At 64.5% G+C, this 16730-nt stretch carries 21 protein-coding genes and 1 tRNA gene; 11 read left to right on the forward strand and 11 right to left on the reverse strand.

The genetic code is table 11. The features are described from left to right. On the reverse strand, nt 1–258 hold the full coding sequence (locus tag P6U27_RS18890; protein WP_407194458.1) for a hypothetical protein: 258 nt from the start codon (nt 256–258) through the stop codon (nt 1–3). Between the two features lie 54 nt (nt 259–312). After that, nucleotides 313–567 carry a PilZ domain-containing protein gene (locus P6U27_RS18895; RefSeq protein WP_122403351.1) on the reverse strand — a complete coding sequence of 85 codons (255 nt, stop codon included), beginning with the start codon at nt 565–567 and terminating at the stop codon, nt 313–315. Between the two features lie 228 nt (nt 568–795). Between P6U27_RS18895 and P6U27_RS18900 the strand changes: the two genes are divergently transcribed. From P6U27_RS18900 to P6U27_RS18910, 3 genes are all read left to right on the forward strand, one after another. Then, nucleotides 796–870 (forward strand) — tRNA-Glu (locus tag P6U27_RS18900). Between the two features lie 225 nt (nt 871–1095). Next, a complete protein-coding gene (locus P6U27_RS18905) occupies nt 1096–1722 on the forward strand; it encodes a PilZ domain-containing protein (protein WP_209294289.1) in 627 nt (208 codons plus the stop codon). Between the two features lie 97 nt (nt 1723–1819). Further along, nucleotides 1820–2089, forward strand: a complete 270-nt coding sequence (locus P6U27_RS18910) for a hypothetical protein (protein ID WP_162500289.1) — start codon at nt 1820–1822, stop codon at nt 2087–2089. 62 nt (nt 2090–2151) lie between these two features. Here P6U27_RS18910 and P6U27_RS18915 read toward each other — a convergent pair whose 3' ends face one another. Next, the gene (locus P6U27_RS18915) at nt 2152–2361 is read right to left on the reverse strand and encodes a hypothetical protein (RefSeq protein ID WP_407192302.1); all 210 of its coding nucleotides are present in this window, start codon (nt 2359–2361) and stop codon (nt 2152–2154) included. 61 nt (nt 2362–2422) lie between these two features. Between P6U27_RS18915 and P6U27_RS18920 the strand changes: the two genes are divergently transcribed. From P6U27_RS18920 to P6U27_RS18930, 3 genes are all read left to right on the forward strand, one after another. Then, nucleotides 2423–3463: a PrsW family glutamic-type intramembrane protease gene (locus P6U27_RS18920; protein WP_407192303.1), complete on the forward strand. Its 1041-nt coding sequence runs from the start codon at nt 2423–2425 to the stop codon at nt 3461–3463. Nucleotides 3464–3537: 74 nt separating this feature from the next. Continuing rightward, nucleotides 3538–4116 (forward strand): HdeD family acid-resistance protein, encoded by a 579-nt coding sequence (locus tag P6U27_RS18925; RefSeq protein ID WP_407192304.1) that lies wholly within the window; start codon nt 3538–3540, stop codon nt 4114–4116. Between the two features lie 237 nt (nt 4117–4353). Continuing rightward, the gene (locus P6U27_RS18930) at nt 4354–5439 is read left to right on the forward strand and encodes a 3-deoxy-7-phosphoheptulonate synthase (RefSeq protein ID WP_122403355.1); all 1086 of its coding nucleotides are present in this window, start codon (nt 4354–4356) and stop codon (nt 5437–5439) included. A 70-nt stretch (nt 5440–5509) separates the two neighbouring features. Here P6U27_RS18930 and P6U27_RS18935 read toward each other — a convergent pair whose 3' ends face one another. The 3 genes from P6U27_RS18935 to epmA are packed head-to-tail and all read right to left on the reverse strand — an operon-like array spanning nt 5510 to nt 7948. After that, complete coding sequence (locus P6U27_RS18935; RefSeq protein ID WP_122403356.1) at nt 5510–5761, reverse strand: hypothetical protein; 252 nt, start codon at nt 5759–5761, stop codon at nt 5510–5512. Between the two features lie 43 nt (nt 5762–5804). Beyond that, nucleotides 5805–6899, reverse strand: a complete 1095-nt coding sequence (locus P6U27_RS18940) for a lysine-2,3-aminomutase-like protein (protein WP_407192305.1) — start codon at nt 6897–6899, stop codon at nt 5805–5807. Then, nucleotides 6896–7948 (reverse strand): EF-P lysine aminoacylase EpmA, encoded by a 1053-nt coding sequence (gene epmA / locus P6U27_RS18945; RefSeq protein WP_122403358.1) that lies wholly within the window; start codon nt 7946–7948, stop codon nt 6896–6898. Before epmA ends, P6U27_RS18940 begins: the two co-directional genes overlap by 4 nt. Nucleotides 7949–8110: 162 nt before the next feature. Here epmA and efp point away from each other — a divergent pair, with 162 nt between their 5' ends. The 3 genes from efp to P6U27_RS18960 all read left to right on the forward strand — a co-directional run bounded on the left by efp (nt 8111) and on the right by P6U27_RS18960 (nt 11380). Further along, nucleotides 8111–8677 (forward strand): elongation factor P, encoded by a 567-nt coding sequence (gene efp, locus P6U27_RS18950; protein WP_024337831.1) that lies wholly within the window; start codon nt 8111–8113, stop codon nt 8675–8677. Nucleotides 8678–8722: 45 nt separating this feature from the next. Beyond that, a complete protein-coding gene (locus P6U27_RS18955; protein ID WP_407192306.1) occupies nt 8723–10324 on the forward strand; it encodes a M23 family peptidase in 1602 nt (533 codons plus the stop codon). Between the two features lie 147 nt (nt 10325–10471). Then, nucleotides 10472–11380 carry an amino acid ABC transporter substrate-binding protein gene (locus P6U27_RS18960; RefSeq protein WP_122403360.1) on the forward strand — a complete coding sequence of 303 codons (909 nt, stop codon included), beginning with the start codon at nt 10472–10474 and terminating at the stop codon, nt 11378–11380. 97 nt (nt 11381–11477) lie between these two features. On the opposite strand, the gene P6U27_RS18965 is transcribed toward P6U27_RS18960, so the two are convergent. Together P6U27_RS18965 and P6U27_RS18970 are read right to left on the reverse strand one after the other, a co-directional pair. After that, entirely contained in the window at nt 11478–11981 is a 504-nt protein-coding gene (locus tag P6U27_RS18965) for a cupin domain-containing protein (protein WP_407192307.1), read from the reverse strand. A gap of 20 nt (nt 11982–12001) precedes the next feature. Beyond that, entirely contained in the window at nt 12002–12481 is a 480-nt protein-coding gene (locus tag P6U27_RS18970; RefSeq protein ID WP_407192308.1) for a carboxymuconolactone decarboxylase family protein, read from the reverse strand. Nucleotides 12482–12535: 54 nt separating this feature from the next. Between P6U27_RS18970 and P6U27_RS18975 the strand changes: the two genes are divergently transcribed. Then, nucleotides 12536–13066: a MarR family winged helix-turn-helix transcriptional regulator gene (locus P6U27_RS18975; RefSeq protein WP_407192309.1), complete on the forward strand. Its 531-nt coding sequence runs from the start codon at nt 12536–12538 to the stop codon at nt 13064–13066. 152 nt (nt 13067–13218) lie between these two features. Here P6U27_RS18975 and P6U27_RS18980 read toward each other — a convergent pair whose 3' ends face one another. Further along, nucleotides 13219–13470, reverse strand: a complete 252-nt coding sequence (locus P6U27_RS18980) for a hypothetical protein (protein WP_407192310.1) — start codon at nt 13468–13470, stop codon at nt 13219–13221. A 209-nt stretch (nt 13471–13679) separates the two neighbouring features. Between P6U27_RS18980 and P6U27_RS18985 the strand changes: the two genes are divergently transcribed. After that, on the forward strand, nt 13680–14909 hold the full coding sequence (locus tag P6U27_RS18985; RefSeq protein ID WP_407192311.1) for a lytic murein transglycosylase: 1230 nt from the start codon (nt 13680–13682) through the stop codon (nt 14907–14909). A 107-nt stretch (nt 14910–15016) separates the two neighbouring features. Here the strand turns inward: P6U27_RS18985 and P6U27_RS18990 are convergent, their stop codons facing one another. Then, nucleotides 15017–15808, reverse strand: a complete 792-nt coding sequence (locus tag P6U27_RS18990) for an aldolase (protein WP_407192312.1) — start codon at nt 15806–15808, stop codon at nt 15017–15019. 97 nt (nt 15809–15905) lie between these two features. Continuing rightward, nucleotides 15906–16715 carry an SDR family NAD(P)-dependent oxidoreductase gene (locus P6U27_RS18995; protein WP_162500290.1) on the reverse strand — a complete coding sequence of 270 codons (810 nt, stop codon included), beginning with the start codon at nt 16713–16715 and terminating at the stop codon, nt 15906–15908. Nucleotides 16716–16730 lie beyond the last annotated feature (15 nt).

A 16730-nucleotide genomic window follows, 5' to 3' on the forward strand; every position in this document is an offset into this window, starting at 1 on the left:
TCAGCGCCGGATGGTGGTGTCGATGCTGATCGCGCCGCCAATCTTGACGCAGGTGCCGGTGCCCTCGACCAGGACGAAGCGCGGGCCGTAGGAGGCGCAGGATCCTGTCCTCGCCGTCCGGGCCGTGCCCGCGAGCGGCAGCGCCTTGCCGGTCTCCTTGCCCGCCTGCGGCCGCTCGGCAGGCGGCAGGCGCAAGCTCTCAGCCGCAGTCGCGGACGTGACCAGCAACGAGATCAGGATGAGGAGCGGCGTGCGCATCACCGCCTTGTAGCCCGGACCGGCGCTGCGCGCCATCGGCGTCCGCGTCCGTGATCAGATGAACTTGACGCCGGCCGACTTGCCGCGGCGCCACACCACCTGGCAGCTCCGCCCGGTGCGCGCGTCGCGTGCGAAGGCCATCCGGATCACGCCCGGAAGCTGGCTCGCGTCCTCGTCCAGTGTGATCTTGGCGCCCGTATCCGAAATGTCCTGAACCAGGCAATGCCGCGCGGCGAAGCCGCCGTCGAGCGTGATCCAGGCGTGCCGCGACAGCAGCTTGCGGGCTGCGCGCTTCTTCGGCGGTGGCATTGGCGAAAAATCTCCCCTGTCCAGCGCTAAGCAGGGAACCCTAACAAACCGTTGAAATCGCGCCTCCGGATGATCCCGGAGCCGGTGCTGTCCACTGGAGCCAAAAGTCCGTTCCCGAATGGCTTGCCCGGGAGCGCAAAGGCCACTATACGTTCGCGCGCTGCAGCCGCCGGGCACTGCTCGGCCGGCCAGCGGCCGTGCCGCGGAAAGCGGCGGGGCCCTGCGTTTGCTCCCTTCGTCTATCGGTCAGGACGCCACCCTTTCACGGTGGAGAGAGCGGTTCGATTCCGCTAGGGAGCGCCATATCTGCCGCCGCTCCTCATCGCCGAAACACCTGAGTTGGAAAGCTGCTTCGAGTAGGCACGGACCTCGCCTGCGACTATTCGACCTTTGCGATCACGCGGTGGCTCAGTGGCGTCTGGGGTTAACCGGAAATTTACCCCTGCTCATGTACGCTGGTATCATTTGCTTAGAGTTTGACCGCTACCGTGGGAATACGGAAATCCCCCAAAACCCCGGTTTGCGTTCATGTCCGTCGCAGAGTTCCTCAGACAGCGAGCAGTGGACCTTGCGGTGAGCGGCAGCTATTCGCTGCCCCGCTGGTACGATTGCGAAGGCAAGCTCCGCAGCTTCGCCTGCCGCACCAAGCGTGTCTCGCCTTTCCGGATGATCGTGGACGTGCCTGTCGTCGGCAAGGTCGGCGAACGCGTGACCTCCTACTTCCAGGATTTCGGCGAACTCCAGTGCACCATCAGCGCGACGTTGAAGGCGGGCTTCCTGATGGAGCTCGAGATGACGCGGGCGCGGCGCGCCTGGATGTCGGAGAAGCTGACCTGGCTCGAGAAGAAGCAAAAGGATGCCAGCGTTCGCGAGCTGCGGCGTGACGCGCGTTTCGTTCCGCAGGTCTCGCACACCGTCCTCACTCTCGCCGACGGCAGCAGTCACCCGTGCTTCATCATCGACGTCTCGACGGCCGGCGTCGCGGTGTCCTCAGAGTACGATCCGCCGCTCGGAACCGCGCTCGCGGTCGGCGCCTGCGTCGGGCGGGTGATCCGCAAGTTCGACCATGGCTTTGCGGTCAAATTCGCCGAAAAGCAGAACCGGGACGACCTCAACCGCCTGATCGTCCGCACGCACTTGCTGAAGTCGGCCTGACCTCGCCGCCCTATAGCGGCCCCAATGCCGGATCAGCCTTTGCGCGTCCGTGCCGCGGGCCGGACGTCATTTTGCAGACTTGCGATCGGGGGACCGAATGGCAGTCGACAAGATCACAGTTGATAAGATCAAAGTTGGTAAGATCACCTGGGACAGGGTCGGCCGGGTGACCGAGCCCGGACGCTACATGTACACGTTCGGCTGGCTCACCATCACGGCCGGCGATCTCGAGATCTGGAAGCGATACCCACAGGCCGCGTTCACGCTGCTGGCGCAGCATTCCGAATCACATGAGTCGGCCGGCGAGGAGTTCCATCTCGGCGCCTTCGACGTCGCCCCCGACGCGCCGACGATCACCACGCACTGAGCCGGAAAAGGGCGGGCCATCACTGGGCCACTACAGCCGGCGCATGCCCCGCGGTGCTGCCGTCAGGACAACTGCGCCGGGAAGCGAAGAAACCCACGCACTTCCTTGATCTGGCTTGCCGAATCCCCATCCCATGTCGGGCGCATTGTTGTTGCGATGGATGACGAGCATTCTTTGTCATGCAATTGATTGCGCTTGTATTCTGCTTCTTGGTCCGGGCATCGATGAACGGAAGCTGTCGCGCGCGTTAAGCGCACCGACAGCAGGCGCATGACACATGGTCGCATCGTTGAACGTAGATAAGCGGAACAAGGGAACCTATCTTCGGCGCCGATGTACCTGATTGAAGCGCTCCCCACCGTCCTTGGAACTGCCGCCGTCGCCCCGGCGCTGCTAATGCTGTGGCTTGTCATTGCCGCCGAAGAGCGCCCAGGACCGCCGACCCAGGTCTGGACCGCGTTCTTGTTAGGTGCGGCCAGCATTTCGCTGCTGGGTCTCGCCCGCGCCCCCTTCGCCAAAATGGTCGCCGCCCCCGACGACCCCTGGGCGGCGCTGGCCATGCATTCGATCTTCGGCGTCGCGCTGCCTGAGGAGGCCGTCAAGGTGATCGCCATCGTGCTGGTCTCCTCGACCAAGCGGCGGACTTTTGCCAATCCGATGGACACCGTGGTCTATGGCGCCGCGGTCGGCCTCGGTTTCGCCGCCTATGAGAACCTCGCTTATCTGGTCCAGCACGCGGAGATGTGGCGCTCGCTGGCCGCTCTGCGCAGCGTGCTGACTGTGCCATTCCACGGCGCGCTCGGCATCATTGCGGGCGCTTACCTGACGATCGCGCGCGCCGGCACGGCACTGGGCGCCAACCGCCACCATCGCGATTGGGCCCGTTTTTCCAGCCGGCTGTTGATCTTCGCCGGCCCGCTCGCGCTGCATTCGGCCTTCGATTTCCCGCTACTGACCCTGCAAAGAATGCCCGACCTGGATCCGACGCTTCGCATGTGGCTGGGCGCGGCGAGCCTCCTGATCGGCTTCGGCTCGATTGCCTTCGCCATCCGCCTGGTCCGGCGCGTCGCGCGCCATCATGCGCCGCGGACTGATGTGGCACGCGAACGGCTCAGCCAGTTGCGGCGGATGTGGGCGCTGCTGCTTGCCGGCGGCGGCATCGGCTTTGTCGGGCTCGCCTTCGTGCTGACCTCGATCCACCACTGGCTGATCAACCCCGAACGCAACCTGACGCTGGCGCTGATCCCGATTGGTTTCGTCTCGATCCTGCTCGGCCTCGCGCTTCTGATTGTCACAACGGCGATCTACATTCTCGGCCGCAACCGCATTCGCACGAGTGGTGAAGGTTTTTCCTCAATGCAGGGCGGTGGCTGAGGCGCGGGATGGCAAGCGCGGTGCACACCTACTAGATTGGACCGCATGGAACGGCTTTCGAGATCGAGGCCATCATGACATCGCCTGAGGAATTTTCACGGCTGCAATCCGCGATGAGCCAGGCGGTCGAGGCGCATTGGAAGGCCTTCCTGTTCGAAGGCATCCTCCTTGCGGTTCTCGGCGTCGCCGCATTGATCCTTCCGCCGCTCGCGAGTCTTGCGACCACGATCTTCCTCGGCTGGATGTTCCTGATCAGCGGTATCGGCGGACTGATCGCGACCTATTGGGCGCGCAGCACGCCAGGCTTCTGGTGGTCGCTGATCTCGGCCGCGTTGGCCATGCTCACCGGTATGTTGCTGCTGGCCCGGCCGATGCAGGCCGTGCTGACGCTGACCATCGTGCTCGGCGCCTATTTCCTCGCCGAGGGCGTTGCCACTATCATGTACGCACTGGAGCACCGCCGCGAGCTGAGCAGCCGCTGGTCATGGCTCCTGATCTCGGGCCTCATCGACATCGCGATCTCGTTCATGGTGATCACGGGACTGCCGAGCTCGGCAGAATGGGCGATCGGCGTGCTCGTCGGTATCAACCTGCTGTTCGGTGGCGCCACCCTGACCGGCATGGCGCTGGCGGCGCGCAAGAGCAACACCTGAGACGCATCATCGCCTCCCGCGCATTTTTTTGGGGGTGACAATCCGCCAGCGGCACGCTATATGGCCTGCCATGATCACCGTCGCCACCAGCTATTTTTGGTACTTTAGCTACGACAGCTCGCTGGCGGCGGGAGGATCGCGCTCAATCTGACACATTGCAGCAAACGTCCGAACAAGCCGCCAGACCTGGCGGTTTTTTATTGGCCGGCAGGTTTCCAACACAGACAGGAGCCCGCCGTGCTGAGCACGACCGACGATCTTCGTATCCGTGAACTGAAAGAACTGAGCACGCCGGAAGAGGTGATGCGGGAGGTTCCGCGCACGCTCACCGCAACGCGCGTGGTGATGGCCGCCCGCAACGCCATCCACGCCATCCTGAGCGGCCAGGACGACCGCCTGCTGGTCGTGGTCGGCCCCTGCTCGGTGCACGATCCCAAGGCGGCGCTCGACTACGCCGAGCGCCTTGCACGCCTGCGCGAAGACCTTGCCGACCAGCTCGAGATCGTCATGCGGGTCTATTTCGAGAAGCCGCGGACCACGGTCGGCTGGAAGGGCCTCATCAACGACCCCGATCTCGACGGCAGCTTCGACATCAACAAGGGCCTGAGGCTGGCGCGCAACGTGCTGTCGGCGGTGAACAATCTCGGCCTCCCCGCGGGCACCGAATTCCTTGATATGACGACGCCGCAATACATCGCAGACCTCGTCTCCTGGGCCGCGATCGGTGCGCGGACGACCGAGAGCCAGATCCATCGCGAGCTGGCCTCGGGGCTGTCCTGCCCGGTCGGCTTCAAGAACGGCACCGACGGCAATGTGCGGATCGCAGCGGACGCGGTGAAGTCGGCCTCGCATCCGCATCACTTCATGGCGGTGACGAAGCTCGGCCGTTCGGCGATCGCCTCGACCGCCGGCAACGAGGATTGCCACGTCATCCTGCGCGGCGGCAGCAAGCCGAACTACGATGCGGCAAGCGTTGCGGCCGCCTGCAATGAATTGACCAGATCCGGCGTCGCGCCGCTGGTGATGGTCGATGCGAGCCATGCCAATTCGAGCAAGAAGCCGGAGAACCAGCCGCTGGTGATGGCCGATATCGCTGGTCAGATCTCGGGCGGCGAGAGCCGCATCATGGGTGTGATGATCGAGAGCAACCTCGTCGCCGGCCGTCAGGACGTGGTGCCTGGCAAGCCGCTCACTTACGGGCAGAGCATCACCGACGGCTGCATCGACTGGGCGACCACGGCAACCGCGCTCGAGCAGCTCGCCGACGCGGTCGAGATCCGCCGCAACACCCAGCGCGCAGGGCGCCACGAACGGTCGGCCTGAGAAATGACGCGGCTAAGTTGGCTTGATTACCTCTCCCCGCCGGGGGCCCCGCCGGGGAGAGGTGAAGCAATCAGCAGCCGCGGCAGATGCTCTTGATCTTGCGATCGAGCTCCGCATCTTCCTTGTTCGCGGGAGTGCTCGGATTGCTCAGATTCTTCTCGCTCGGCACATCGGCCGCGCGCGGCTGGCGGTGGCCGACGGGCGCCGGCAACACCGTTCCCGGGCCGCCGCCGGATGTCGAACCCTTGGAGCCGCCTGTCTGTGCGACCGCAGCGCCGCCGAGCAAGACCACGAGCGATGCTGCCAGCATGATCTTTTTCATGTCCGCTTCTCCATTCTCCAACCGGCTCGCATTTCAGCCCCGCTCATCTTTCGGGCGGATAGAGATGAACATCGCCGCAATAATCCACGATACGATAGCGCGTTTCGGCTCCCGCTTCACGCGCATCGTCCGCGATATTTCGTGCCTCCGACACATAATTTGGTCCGACCGGTGATTTGCCGGCGCCGCCGGGAATATCGATGACGTAGTCAGGCTGACACAACCCCGACACCCGCCCGCGCAACTGCCGCATCAAATCCTGTCCCTCGGCCAGCGTCGTTCGCAAATGCCCGGTGCCGGGCGCGAGATCACCGTGATGCAGGTAGTAGGGCTTGATCCGGCATTCGACGAAAGCTCGCATCAAATCCGACAGAGCGGCGATGTTGTCATTGACGCCGCGCAAAAGTACGGACTGGCTCACCATGGGAATGCCGGCGTCGACGAGACGCGCGCAGGCGGCGCGCGCCGTTCCGGTCAGCTCCCGCGCATGGTTGGCATGCAGCGCGACCCAGGTGGTGGCTCCCTCGACCTTCAGCGCCGCAATCATCTCCTCGCTGACGCGCGCGGGATCGGCCACGGGTACGCGGGTGTGAAGACGGATGATCTTGACGTGATCGATTGCCGCGAGGTCGGCCATGATCTCGCTCATCCGCCGCGGCGACAGCATCAGGGGGTCGCCGCCCGTCAGGATCACCTCCCAGATCTCGCCATGCGAGCGGATGTAGTCGATCGCCGCGCGATAGGCGCTGTCCGACAGCGCGTTCTCCTTGCCGGGCCCCACCATCTCGCGGCGGAAGCAGAACCGGCAATAGACCGCGCAGACGTGAACGAGCTTGAACAACACGCGGTCGGGATAGCGGTGCACGATCCCGGGAACCGGCGAATGCGGATGGTCGCCGATCGGGTCAGCGTTCTCGCCCGGCGTCAGGTCCAGCTCGGCTGCGGTCGGAACGAACTGCCGCGCGATGGGGTCGTCGGGATCGGCCATCTCGATCAGCTCGACCAGATCAGGCGTGATCGCCACGGCATAGCGCGCGGCAACGCGGTCGAGCGCCGGCAGCGCCGATGCGGGAGCCAGGCCCTCGGCCACCAGCTCGGCAGGCTCACGCAGAGTGCGTGCAAGATTCGTCTTCGTCATCTCTCATCCGCAGGCGGTGTCCACACCACCTGATCAATTCGTGTTGCGCCGCTCGCCAGCATGACCAGCCGGTCGAAGCCGAGTGCGATGCCACTCGCCTCCGGCATTGCGGCCACCGCAGCCAGAAAGTCCTCGTCGAGCGGATAGGCTTCGCCGTAGCGGCGCTGCTTTTCCGTCATCGATTCCGTGAAGCGTTTTCGCTGCTCCTCGGCATCGGTCAGTTCGCCAAAGCCGTTGGCGAGTTCGACGCCGCAGGCATAGACCTCGAAACGCTCGGCGACCCTCGGATCGCCCGCCTTCACCCGCGCCAGCGCCGCCTCTGGAGATGGGTACTCAAACAGAATGGTCAAACGCCCCTGCCCCAGACGCGGCTCGACATGCTCGACCAGGACCTTGCTGAAGATGTCGGACCAGGTGTCGTCGTCGGCCACACGCACCTTGCCGCGCGCCGCCTCGGCGAGCGCGGCACGGTTACCCTCGCCGCCCGAAATTGTCGACAGCAGGTCGATGCCGGCGAAGCGTTCGAAAGCGCCCGCCACCGTCAGGCGCTCCGGCTCGGCGAAGGGATCGGCAGTCCGGCCGCGGAAGGAGAAGGTCCCGATCCCGGTTGCCTGCGCCGCACGGGCGATCACAACGACGCAATCGGCCATGATGGTGTCGTAGGGAGCGCCTGCCCGGTACCATTCCAGCATGGTGAATTCGGGCAGATGCAGGTCGCCCCGCTCGCGGTCCCGGAACACCCGAGCAAACTCGAAAATCCGCGTCTCGCCTGCCGCCAGCAGCTTCTTGCAGGCAAATTCCGGCGAGGTCCGCAGGTATCGGCTGGCCCGGCTGCCGTCGGGCCGCATGATCTCGGTCCGGGGGGCGTGCAGATGGGTCTCATTGCCCGGGGAGACCTGCAGGACCGACGTTTCGACCTCCACGAAGCCCTGTTCGGCGAAAAAGCCCCGCAAAGCTCCGGTCACGGCGCCCCTGGCCTGCAGGAACGGCCGACGGTCGAGGTGCCGCGAGGGCGACCAGAACGGCGAGATCGGCTTGTCCCCAGCCATTAACCGACTGCCCCAACCAGCAGCAAAGTGCTGGCATCCAACGGCAAAATCAGTATGTTGCGGCCCGAAACGGGCGCCGAAGTCCGATTTGAGGCCCTAAGTCCCCCATCAATTTGACCACGCCCTGGCTGGTGCCGGGGCAAGCAAGCAGGAAATACAGCTTTGAGAGTCATCGCCAGTTCTATTCGCAAGGGCAACGTGATCGAGCAAGACGGCAAACTTTATGTCGTCGTGAGTGCCGAGAACATCCATCCCGGCAAGGGCACCCCGGTCAGCCAGATCGAAATGCGCCGAATCTCGGACGGGGTAAAGATCTCCGAACGCTACAAGACCACCGATCAGGTCGAAAAGGCCACGATCGAAGAGCGCAACTACACCTACCTCTATGAGGATGGCGACGGCTACCACTTCATGAACCCTGAGACCTACGACCAGGTCCAGGTCTCCAAGGACGTCGTCGGCGACGCCGCCGCATATCTCCAGGAGAGCATGACGGTCAAGCTGTCCATGCACGACACCAACCCGGTGGCGATCGCCTTGCCGCAGCGCGTGACGCTGGAGGTGGTCGAGACCGAGCCCGTGACCAAGGGCCAGACCGCCTCCTCCTCCTACAAGCCCGCGGTTCTCTCCAACGGCGTGCGCACCACCGTGCCGCCGCACATCACGGTCGGCACCCGCGTGGTGGTGATGACTGAAGACGGCTCCTACGCCGAGCGCGCCAAGGACTGAGCGAGCAATCGAGGATCGGAACGGGTACCGCCGGGGGGCGAGGCAGTGGGCAGGAAGAGTTTCCGCTTCGTCTCGCTTCTTCTTGCGTCGCTGTTGCTCCTCATTGCCGCGCCGCTTGCTGCGGATGAATTCCGCAGCCCCTCGCTCACCGCCTTGCGCGTCGACTGGCGCGCGGCGCTCGACCAGCTCCGTGTCGAGATCAACAGCCGCCCCCAGATTGCGGGCGACTTCATCTTCGCACCCCGCCGTTCGGTGCCGCGCTACGATCCGCGCGCGATGCCCGCACTGGTGCAGCTCAACGCGATCTCCTCGCGCTTTTTCACCGGCATTACCCGAAGTCCCGTGCCGGTGCTGCTGCCGTTCGATGCTGCCGCGTACCTCGAGGCGCAACGCAGCGGCGCGTCGGCGACGCTCGCGCTGTCGCGCTACCAGGCTGATTTCAATCCCGTCGACATGTTCGATGCCGGCCCCGCTGGCTACAGCGCAACCTTCTCGCTCGAGCCCGGCGCCGGCGAGGGCATGCCGAGCCGGGTGTTCGCAAGGCCCGTCGAGGTGCAGATCACGGGCTCGGCGCTCGTCTACGACATCGCCGATCCCTCTGGGGGCAAAGGCGAGCCAGTCAAGATGCTCGCAGCAATCTACCCGGATCTGCGCAAGTTCATCCGGGAAGGCTATGTTCGCTACGCCTTCACCCGTTTCGGGGTCGCCTATGTGGTGTCGATCCAGTGCCTCGACAGCGTTGCCAGGCCGCGGCGACTCGCCTGTAAGGAGGCCTATCCGGTTGCCGAGCGTTTCCTGAAGGCGCTGCGCGTCGCAGGGGGCCAGCGCATGCGGCCGCTGACGGACATTACCTCCAATGTCATCGATCGCCCCGCGGCGCGTTCGCCGGATTTCAGCTACCGGCCGAGCGGTGACATCATCCCGAACACCGGCTACCGCAAGCAGGGCGGCCATTCCGACACAATCGCGTATGCCCAGATCCGCTTTCCGCTGGAGAAGGCGCCCGCTTTCGTGCGTTCGCAATCCTATGGCAAGCGCGACAAGAGCGAAGGTCTGACCACCTATCCCTGGCGCGACAATTTCTGCGAGTCACGCAGTTTCGAGGTGTGGCAATGTGGTGGCGGCTACGGCCACCAGGGCGAGGACATCCGCGCCGCCGACTGCCCGCCGCCCGGTGAAGGCCGCGCGCCCTGCGATCCCAAGCAGCGCGGTGTCGTCGCCGTACGCGATGCGATCGTGATCCGCGCAGCCAAGGACCAGGCCGCGACGCTTCAAGTCAACAGCCGCACCGAGCACATCCGTTTCCGCTACATGCACATGAATCCGCAGGCGATGAACGCCGATGGCGTGCTCAATGGCCGTGTCGTCAGCGAAGGCGAGAAGATCGGCGTGATCTCGAATTATCTCGACCATCCTGCCGGCACGTCGATGCACCTGCATTTCGACGTCCAGGTGTTCACCCGCGACGGCTGGATCTGGGTCAGCCCCTACGTCACGCTAGTCTCTGCCTATGAGCGCCTGGTCCACGCCCGCGGCCGCGAGGTCGGGCCGGACATTGCGGGAGCCTCGCAGCCTGTGGCGCATGCGCTGCCCGAGGACGTGCTCAAGCCGGACCTGCGCGAGGGATCGAGCGGCGAGGAGAATTGAGGCAATTCGCGCCTCACCGCGCAGCTTCCCGTCTCATGCACGCGCGGAACTGGCCGGATCGGCGTCAGGTCACCTCCGAAACATCGCGCCTTCTCTGGCCCCGGAATTGCTTGGCTCCCGCTGGGCAAACTGGAAGAAGGGAAGCACATGCGTTGTCTCACCACGGCAGTCGTTCTGGCCGTCGCATTGGCCGTGCCGGCTCATGCGGAGGAATTGACCGGTACACTGAAGAAGATCAAGGAGACCGGCGCGATCACGCTCGGGGTGCGCGACAGTGCCGTACCCTTCAGCTATATCGACGAGAAGCAGAAAACCATCGGCTATGCCATCGACATCTGCATGAAGATCGTCGAGGAGATCAAGGTCGAGCTGAAGCTGGACAAGCTCGCGGTCAACGAGAACCTGGTCACCTCGTCCAGCCGCATTCCACTGATGGCCAACGGCACCATCGATCTCGAATGCGGGTCAACGACCAACAATGCCGAGCGCCAGAAGCAGGTCTGGTTCACCAACACCCATTTCCTCACGGCAAGCCGCTTCGTGTCGAAGAAGGCTTCAAAGCTCGACCAGGTCGATGACCTCAAGGGCAAGGCCGTCGTCTCGGTCTCCGGCACCACCAACATCACCCAGCTCAACAAGGCCAATGCGGCCCGGTCCCTCGGGATCACCGTGATGAACGCCAAGGATGTCCCGGAGGCGTTCCTCATGGTCGAGACCGACCGCGCGCAGGCCTTCGTCATGGACGACATCCAGCTTGCGGCCATGATCGCCTCGGCGAAGGATCCGTCGCTCTATGCCATCAGCACCGGCGCTTTTTCCGATCCCGAACCCTACGGCATCATGCTGCGCAAGGATGACGTGCCGTTCAAGGCAGTGGTCGATCGTGCCACCGCAAAACTCTACAAGAGCCCGGAGATCGAGAAGATCTACAACAAATGGTTCATGGAGCCGGTGCCGCCCCGCGGACTGAACTTCCACGTACCGATGCCCGTCTCGATGAAGAAGTCGTTCGAGCACCCGTCGGACAATCCCGACCCCGCATCGTATGGGGGCTGACGAGAGAGCCCGCTCGATGCGTGGCCCGGATGAGAGAGACGTCCGGGACCTTCGCGACGACGGCCCCGGGCGGCGCTGCGTTCACCCGGCGGTAGCGTCAATCCAGATAGGTCGTGAGCTGCGCGCCTTCGTCCGACACGAACACTGCGATCAATTCCGCAGGCTCCGTCGCGCTCGCGTTCGCCGATACGAGATGCGTCGAGCCCGGCGGCTCGAAGAACGACTGGCCGACGCCGAACGTCTCGACCGGACCGCCACCGAGTTGCGAGCGGATCTCGCCCTTGGTGATGTAGGCCGTAACCGAGCCCGCGTGACGATGCGGCCGCGAAAACCCGCCCGGACCATAGGACACACGCACGATGGTCACGCGCTTGCCCGGGACGTTCGGAAGCGCGTAGGAGCCGATCGGCTCGACCTTGTCGAGAGGCGAGCTCTCCGCTGCCGTTGCGCAAAGCGGGGTCAGCACGCCTGAGACGGTGTCCATCGTCACCGGCAGCGCTCTGCCGATCGCAAGCGCGCAGGCGAGCCCTGCGATGACGGCAAGCGCCGTCGAACGTGACGGCGCCGGATGCTGCGCGGCAGAAGCACTCATGACTGTCATCGCGATCTCCCCTGTCTCCATCAGGATGCAGCGGCGGCGGCTGCGGCCGGCCGCATTGCAGGTGTCCAGCGAAACGCCGCGCCAAAGCGGTTCCAGGCGTTGATGGAGACGACCGCCGACGTCAGATACGCCAGCTCAGTCTCGGAGAATTCGCCAGAGGCTTCGGCGTAGACCTCCTCGCTGACGCCGTCGGGCAGACAGGTCAGCGCCTCGGCCCAGGCCAGCGCGGCACGCTCGCGCGGCGAAAAGATCGGCGCCTCGCGCCAGACCGCGACGAGGTGGAGCTTGTCGACGGGAACGCCGATCCGTTCCGACAGCAGGACATGGTGCTGCACGCAGAAAGCGCAGCCGTTGATCTGCGAGGCACGCAGCTTGACCAGCTCGAGCAGCTGCTTGTCCAGGCCGGCCTTGGCCGCAAGCTGGCCCAGAGCCAGCAGCAGATCATACACATCGGGCGCGATCTTCTTGAAATCCTCGTGCTCGCTGCGGGCGTGTGACATTGCGATTCACCTCGTCTTGTTATAAGTGTACTTACTTATTATAAGAGTTCTGATATGGCACGCAAGACCGCTGCGACCGCAAGATCGAAAACCGCCCGCAAGACGCCAGCACGTGCCGACGGCGGCGCCGTGCATATTCCCGCGCCCGGCGAAGGCAAACGCGGCGAGCAAGGTTATCTCGGCTATCTTCTGCGCCAGGCTCACGCCGCGGTCCGGCTGAAGATGGAGCGCATGCTCGCCGATCTCGGCGTGACCTCACCGCAATTCGCGGTGCTGACGATGCTCAATGCCTATCCGGGCCTCTCGGGGGCCGATGTCGCCCGCCTCACCTTCCTGACCCCCCAGACCGTCGGCGTCATCATCCGCAATCTCGAACGCGAGGGCGCGATCGCGATGACGCCCCATCCGGTCCACGGCCGCATCCAGCAGTGGACGCTGACACCGCGCGGCGCCACGCTCCTGAAGGCGTGCCGGGAGCGGGTGATGCTGCTGGAGAAACGCTTGGCAAAAGGCCTCGATGACGGGGCGGAAATCACGATCCGGCGTTGGCTCGCCAACGTGGCAATCGAGTTGCAGAAGGAATAGAAGCGGGCAGCGCCTCAACCTTCATCGCATCCGCGACGAAGCCTGTGCCGCTGTCGAATGCCGCGGAGGCATGGCTCGCGGACGACAAAGCTTGCCGCTCAGTATTGGTTACCGATGCAATCTGAACGATCTCTAGACTTAGAGAGAATGCTCTAGCCATCCCGCAACGCATTTTTGACCTCGCCGTCCGACCAGGTCTCATCGGCCGGGATCACCCGCACACGGCTTTGATCTGCGGTATTCACCAGCACGTGCGAACTCGTCCGCTCAGCGCTCCGCTCGAGACGCAAATCGGTTTCGGGCTTCCAGCTCAACGTGGTCGCGAGGTCCCCGGGAAAGATCTTCCATAGCGATCCGTCGTCGAGTTCGACGACATGGCTTTCCGCATGCGTGCGTATCTTCATTCCACCCCGAAATTTCGATGAACAGACTGCATCCCGGAAGCGGGCCCGGCCCCGCGGCCGAATCTTCCCGTCCTTCCTGGCGTTGAGGGAATGCGGGAGTGCGACACTTGTTCCGGTGGGAACGGCCGCGCAATCAGCCAGAATTCACGCGTGATTGCTGTTCCGGGAACCGACTCACACGCGCCATCTTTCCGGCTAGAATGTGCACCATGAAACACGCTGATTCCCCGTCACGTCACACGCGCCGCGCCCTGCTCCAGTCGACGCTCGGCGCCGCCGCTTTGCTTGCAATCCCGCCGCACGCTCTCGCCTCGCCTCCGGCCTTCGACGAATGGCGCGAGAGCTTTCGTGCACGCGCGATGGCGAAAGGTATTTCCGGCGCGACATGGCAGCGCGCGATGGGGCGGGTCGAGCCGGACATGAGCGTGTTCGCGCAGATGCGCAACCAGCCCGAATTCCACGAGCAGGTCTGGCAATACATCAACCGCCGCGTCTCGGACTGGCGCATCATCAACGGCAAGATCGCGCTGAAGAACAACGAATCTTTGTTCGCCCGCATCGAGCGCGATTTCGGCGTCGAGCGCGGCACGCTGCTGGCGCTGTGGGGCGTCGAGTCCGCCTATGGCGATCCCCTGGTGCAGCAGAATCACATGAGGCCGGTATTTCCCTCGCTCGCAGCGCTGGCCTGGAACGAACCGCGCCGCAAGGCTTATTGGGAGACCGAGCTCATCAACGCGCTGCGCATCGTCGACAAAGGCTGGAGCACGCCGGAGGAGATGCGGGGATCCTGGGCCGGCGCGATGGGCCATTCGCAATGGATGCCGGAAGTCTGGCTCAATGTCGGCATCGACTATGACGGCGACGGCAAGGTGTCGCCGTTCGGCAAGCCCGATGACGCGCTGGGCTCGACCGCAAAATATCTCGTCAACCGCGGCAAGTGGCATCGCGGCGAACATTGGGGCTACGAGGTGCGCGCGCCCGGCAATATGAGCGGAAGCCGCACCTATGCGGCGTGGCAGGCGGCCGGCGTCACCCGCGCCGATGGTCAGCCGTTTCCGCATCCGAACGCATCCGCGCAGATGTGGACGCCTGTTGCGGGCGGACCAACCTTCCTGCTGGGGCCAAATTTCTATTCAGTGAAGAGCTACAACCCTTCCATGAATTATGCGCTGGCGATCTGCCATCTCGGCGATCGCTGCCTGGGAGCCCCACCGTTTATCCAGCCCTTCCCTGGCTCCGAGCGTGCACTGACGCTCGCCGAAGTGCAGGAGATGCAGACGCGCCTGACCAAGGCCGGCTTCGATACCGGCGGCACCGACGGGCGCGTCGGCAACGACACGATGAAGGCGATCAAGGATTTTCAGCAGCGCGCCGGGATTGTGCCAGCCGACGGCTATGGCGGGCTGAAGGTGCTGGCGAAGCTGCGGCAGGGGTCGTAGCTACCTTGTCATTCCGGGGCTCGTGTGGCGAGAACCCGGAATCTCGCGCCACAATCTCTGGATTCCGGGGTCGAGGCTTCGCCTCGCCCCGGAATGACCTCCCACATTCAGTGCCGGTACTGCGGCTCTTCCGCATCGAGCTGCCGGCGGATCGCGGCGAGATGCAGCCGCGCGGATTCGGTATCGCCCTCGCGCATCTGCCTGTAGGTCGCGGCCGCAATCGCTGGATCGACTGGCAGCACCTTGCGGCCCGTCGACATCGCCAGAACCTGCACCTCGGCGGCGCGCTCAAGATAATAGAGATCGTCCCAGGCTTCCGCGATGGTCGGCGCCAGCACCATCACGCCGTGATGCTTCATGAAGACGATGTCGGCATCGCCGACCGCCGAGGCGATACGTGCGCCTTCGCGATTGTCGAGCGCGAGGCCATTATAGGCCCGGTCGACCGCGGTGCGGCCATAGAATTTCAGTGCGGTCTGTCCGGCCCAGATCAGTGGATCGCCCTCAGTCATCGACAGCGCCGTTGCGTAGGGCATGTGGGTGTGGAAGGCGACCTTGGCGCGCGGCAAGCGCTTGTGCATCTCGGCGTGGATGTAGAAGGCGGTCGCCTCGGGTACGCCCTCGCCATCGAGCACGTTGCCGTGGAAGTCGCAGATCAAGAGCTTTGACGCCGTCAGCTCGCGGAAGGCGTAGCCATAGGGATTGACGAGGAAAAGATCGTCATGGCCAGGCACCACGGCCGAGAAGTGATTGCAGATTCCCTCTTCAAAGCCGTTGCGCGCGGCCATGCGGAAGCAGGCGGCGAGATCCTCACGCGCGGTGCGGATCGCGTCGGTGGCGAGGTCCGGCCGGTTGGACCGGAATGGCGCGGGTGAGGAAGCGTGAAGGCTGTGCGCCATGGCGAAGGATACCTCTGTCGGTCGGGAGCGGCTCCGAGTTGTACAGGGACGGCGCCTGCGCGTCAGCCCCTGCGACCGCTACCCTGCCCTGCGCGCCTCAGGCCCGCCGTGGCACCCCGCCCGCGTTCATGCCGCCATCGATGACGAGTTCGCTGCCGGTGACATAGCGCGAAGCATCGGAGGCGAGATACAGCACGCCGGAGGCGATCTCCGTGGCCTGGCCGGCACGGCCGAGCGGCGTGACGAGCCGCGCGCGCTCCTCCGGATCGATCGGAGCGTTCTGACCGGCGCCGGTCGCCCCCGTCGGCATCTTACCCCAGATCGGCGTGTCGATGATGCCGGGGTGAACAGAGTTGACGCGGATGCCGTCGCCAGCAGCCGCGCATTCCATCGCGATCGACTTGGCGAACAGCCGCACGCCGCCCTTGGTCGCCGAATAGGCCGATAACCCCGGCGCGCCGCGCAGGCCCGCCAGCGAGGACATCATGACGATCGAGCCGCCGCCGGTTTTGCGCATCAGGGGCAGACAATGCTTCACGGAGAGAAACACGCCGTCGAGATTGATCGCATTCTGCTTGCGCCAGTCAGCGAGCGTCATGTCGACGATCGATGGCACGGAGATGCCGATGCCGGCATTGGAGACGAGCACGTCAAGCCGGCCATAGCGTTTGCCGACTTCAGCGACGATCTCGATCCAGCGCTCTTCGCTGGTGACATCCTGCTCCAGGAAGATCGCCTTGCCGCCTGCCTTGGTGATGCGCGTCGCGAGCTCGGGGCCTCGCAGCTCGTCAATGTCGGTGATGACGACCGTTGCGCCCTCGCGTGCGAACAGCTCGACGATCGCCTCGCCGATGCCGGACGCGCCGCCTGTCACCAGCGCAACCTTGCCCTCCACCTGCCCTGCCATGTTCACTCCCTTTTT

This window comes from Bradyrhizobium sp. STM 3566, assembly GCF_045571445.1.
GTDB lineage: Bacteria > Pseudomonadota > Alphaproteobacteria > Rhizobiales > Xanthobacteraceae > Bradyrhizobium > Bradyrhizobium vignae.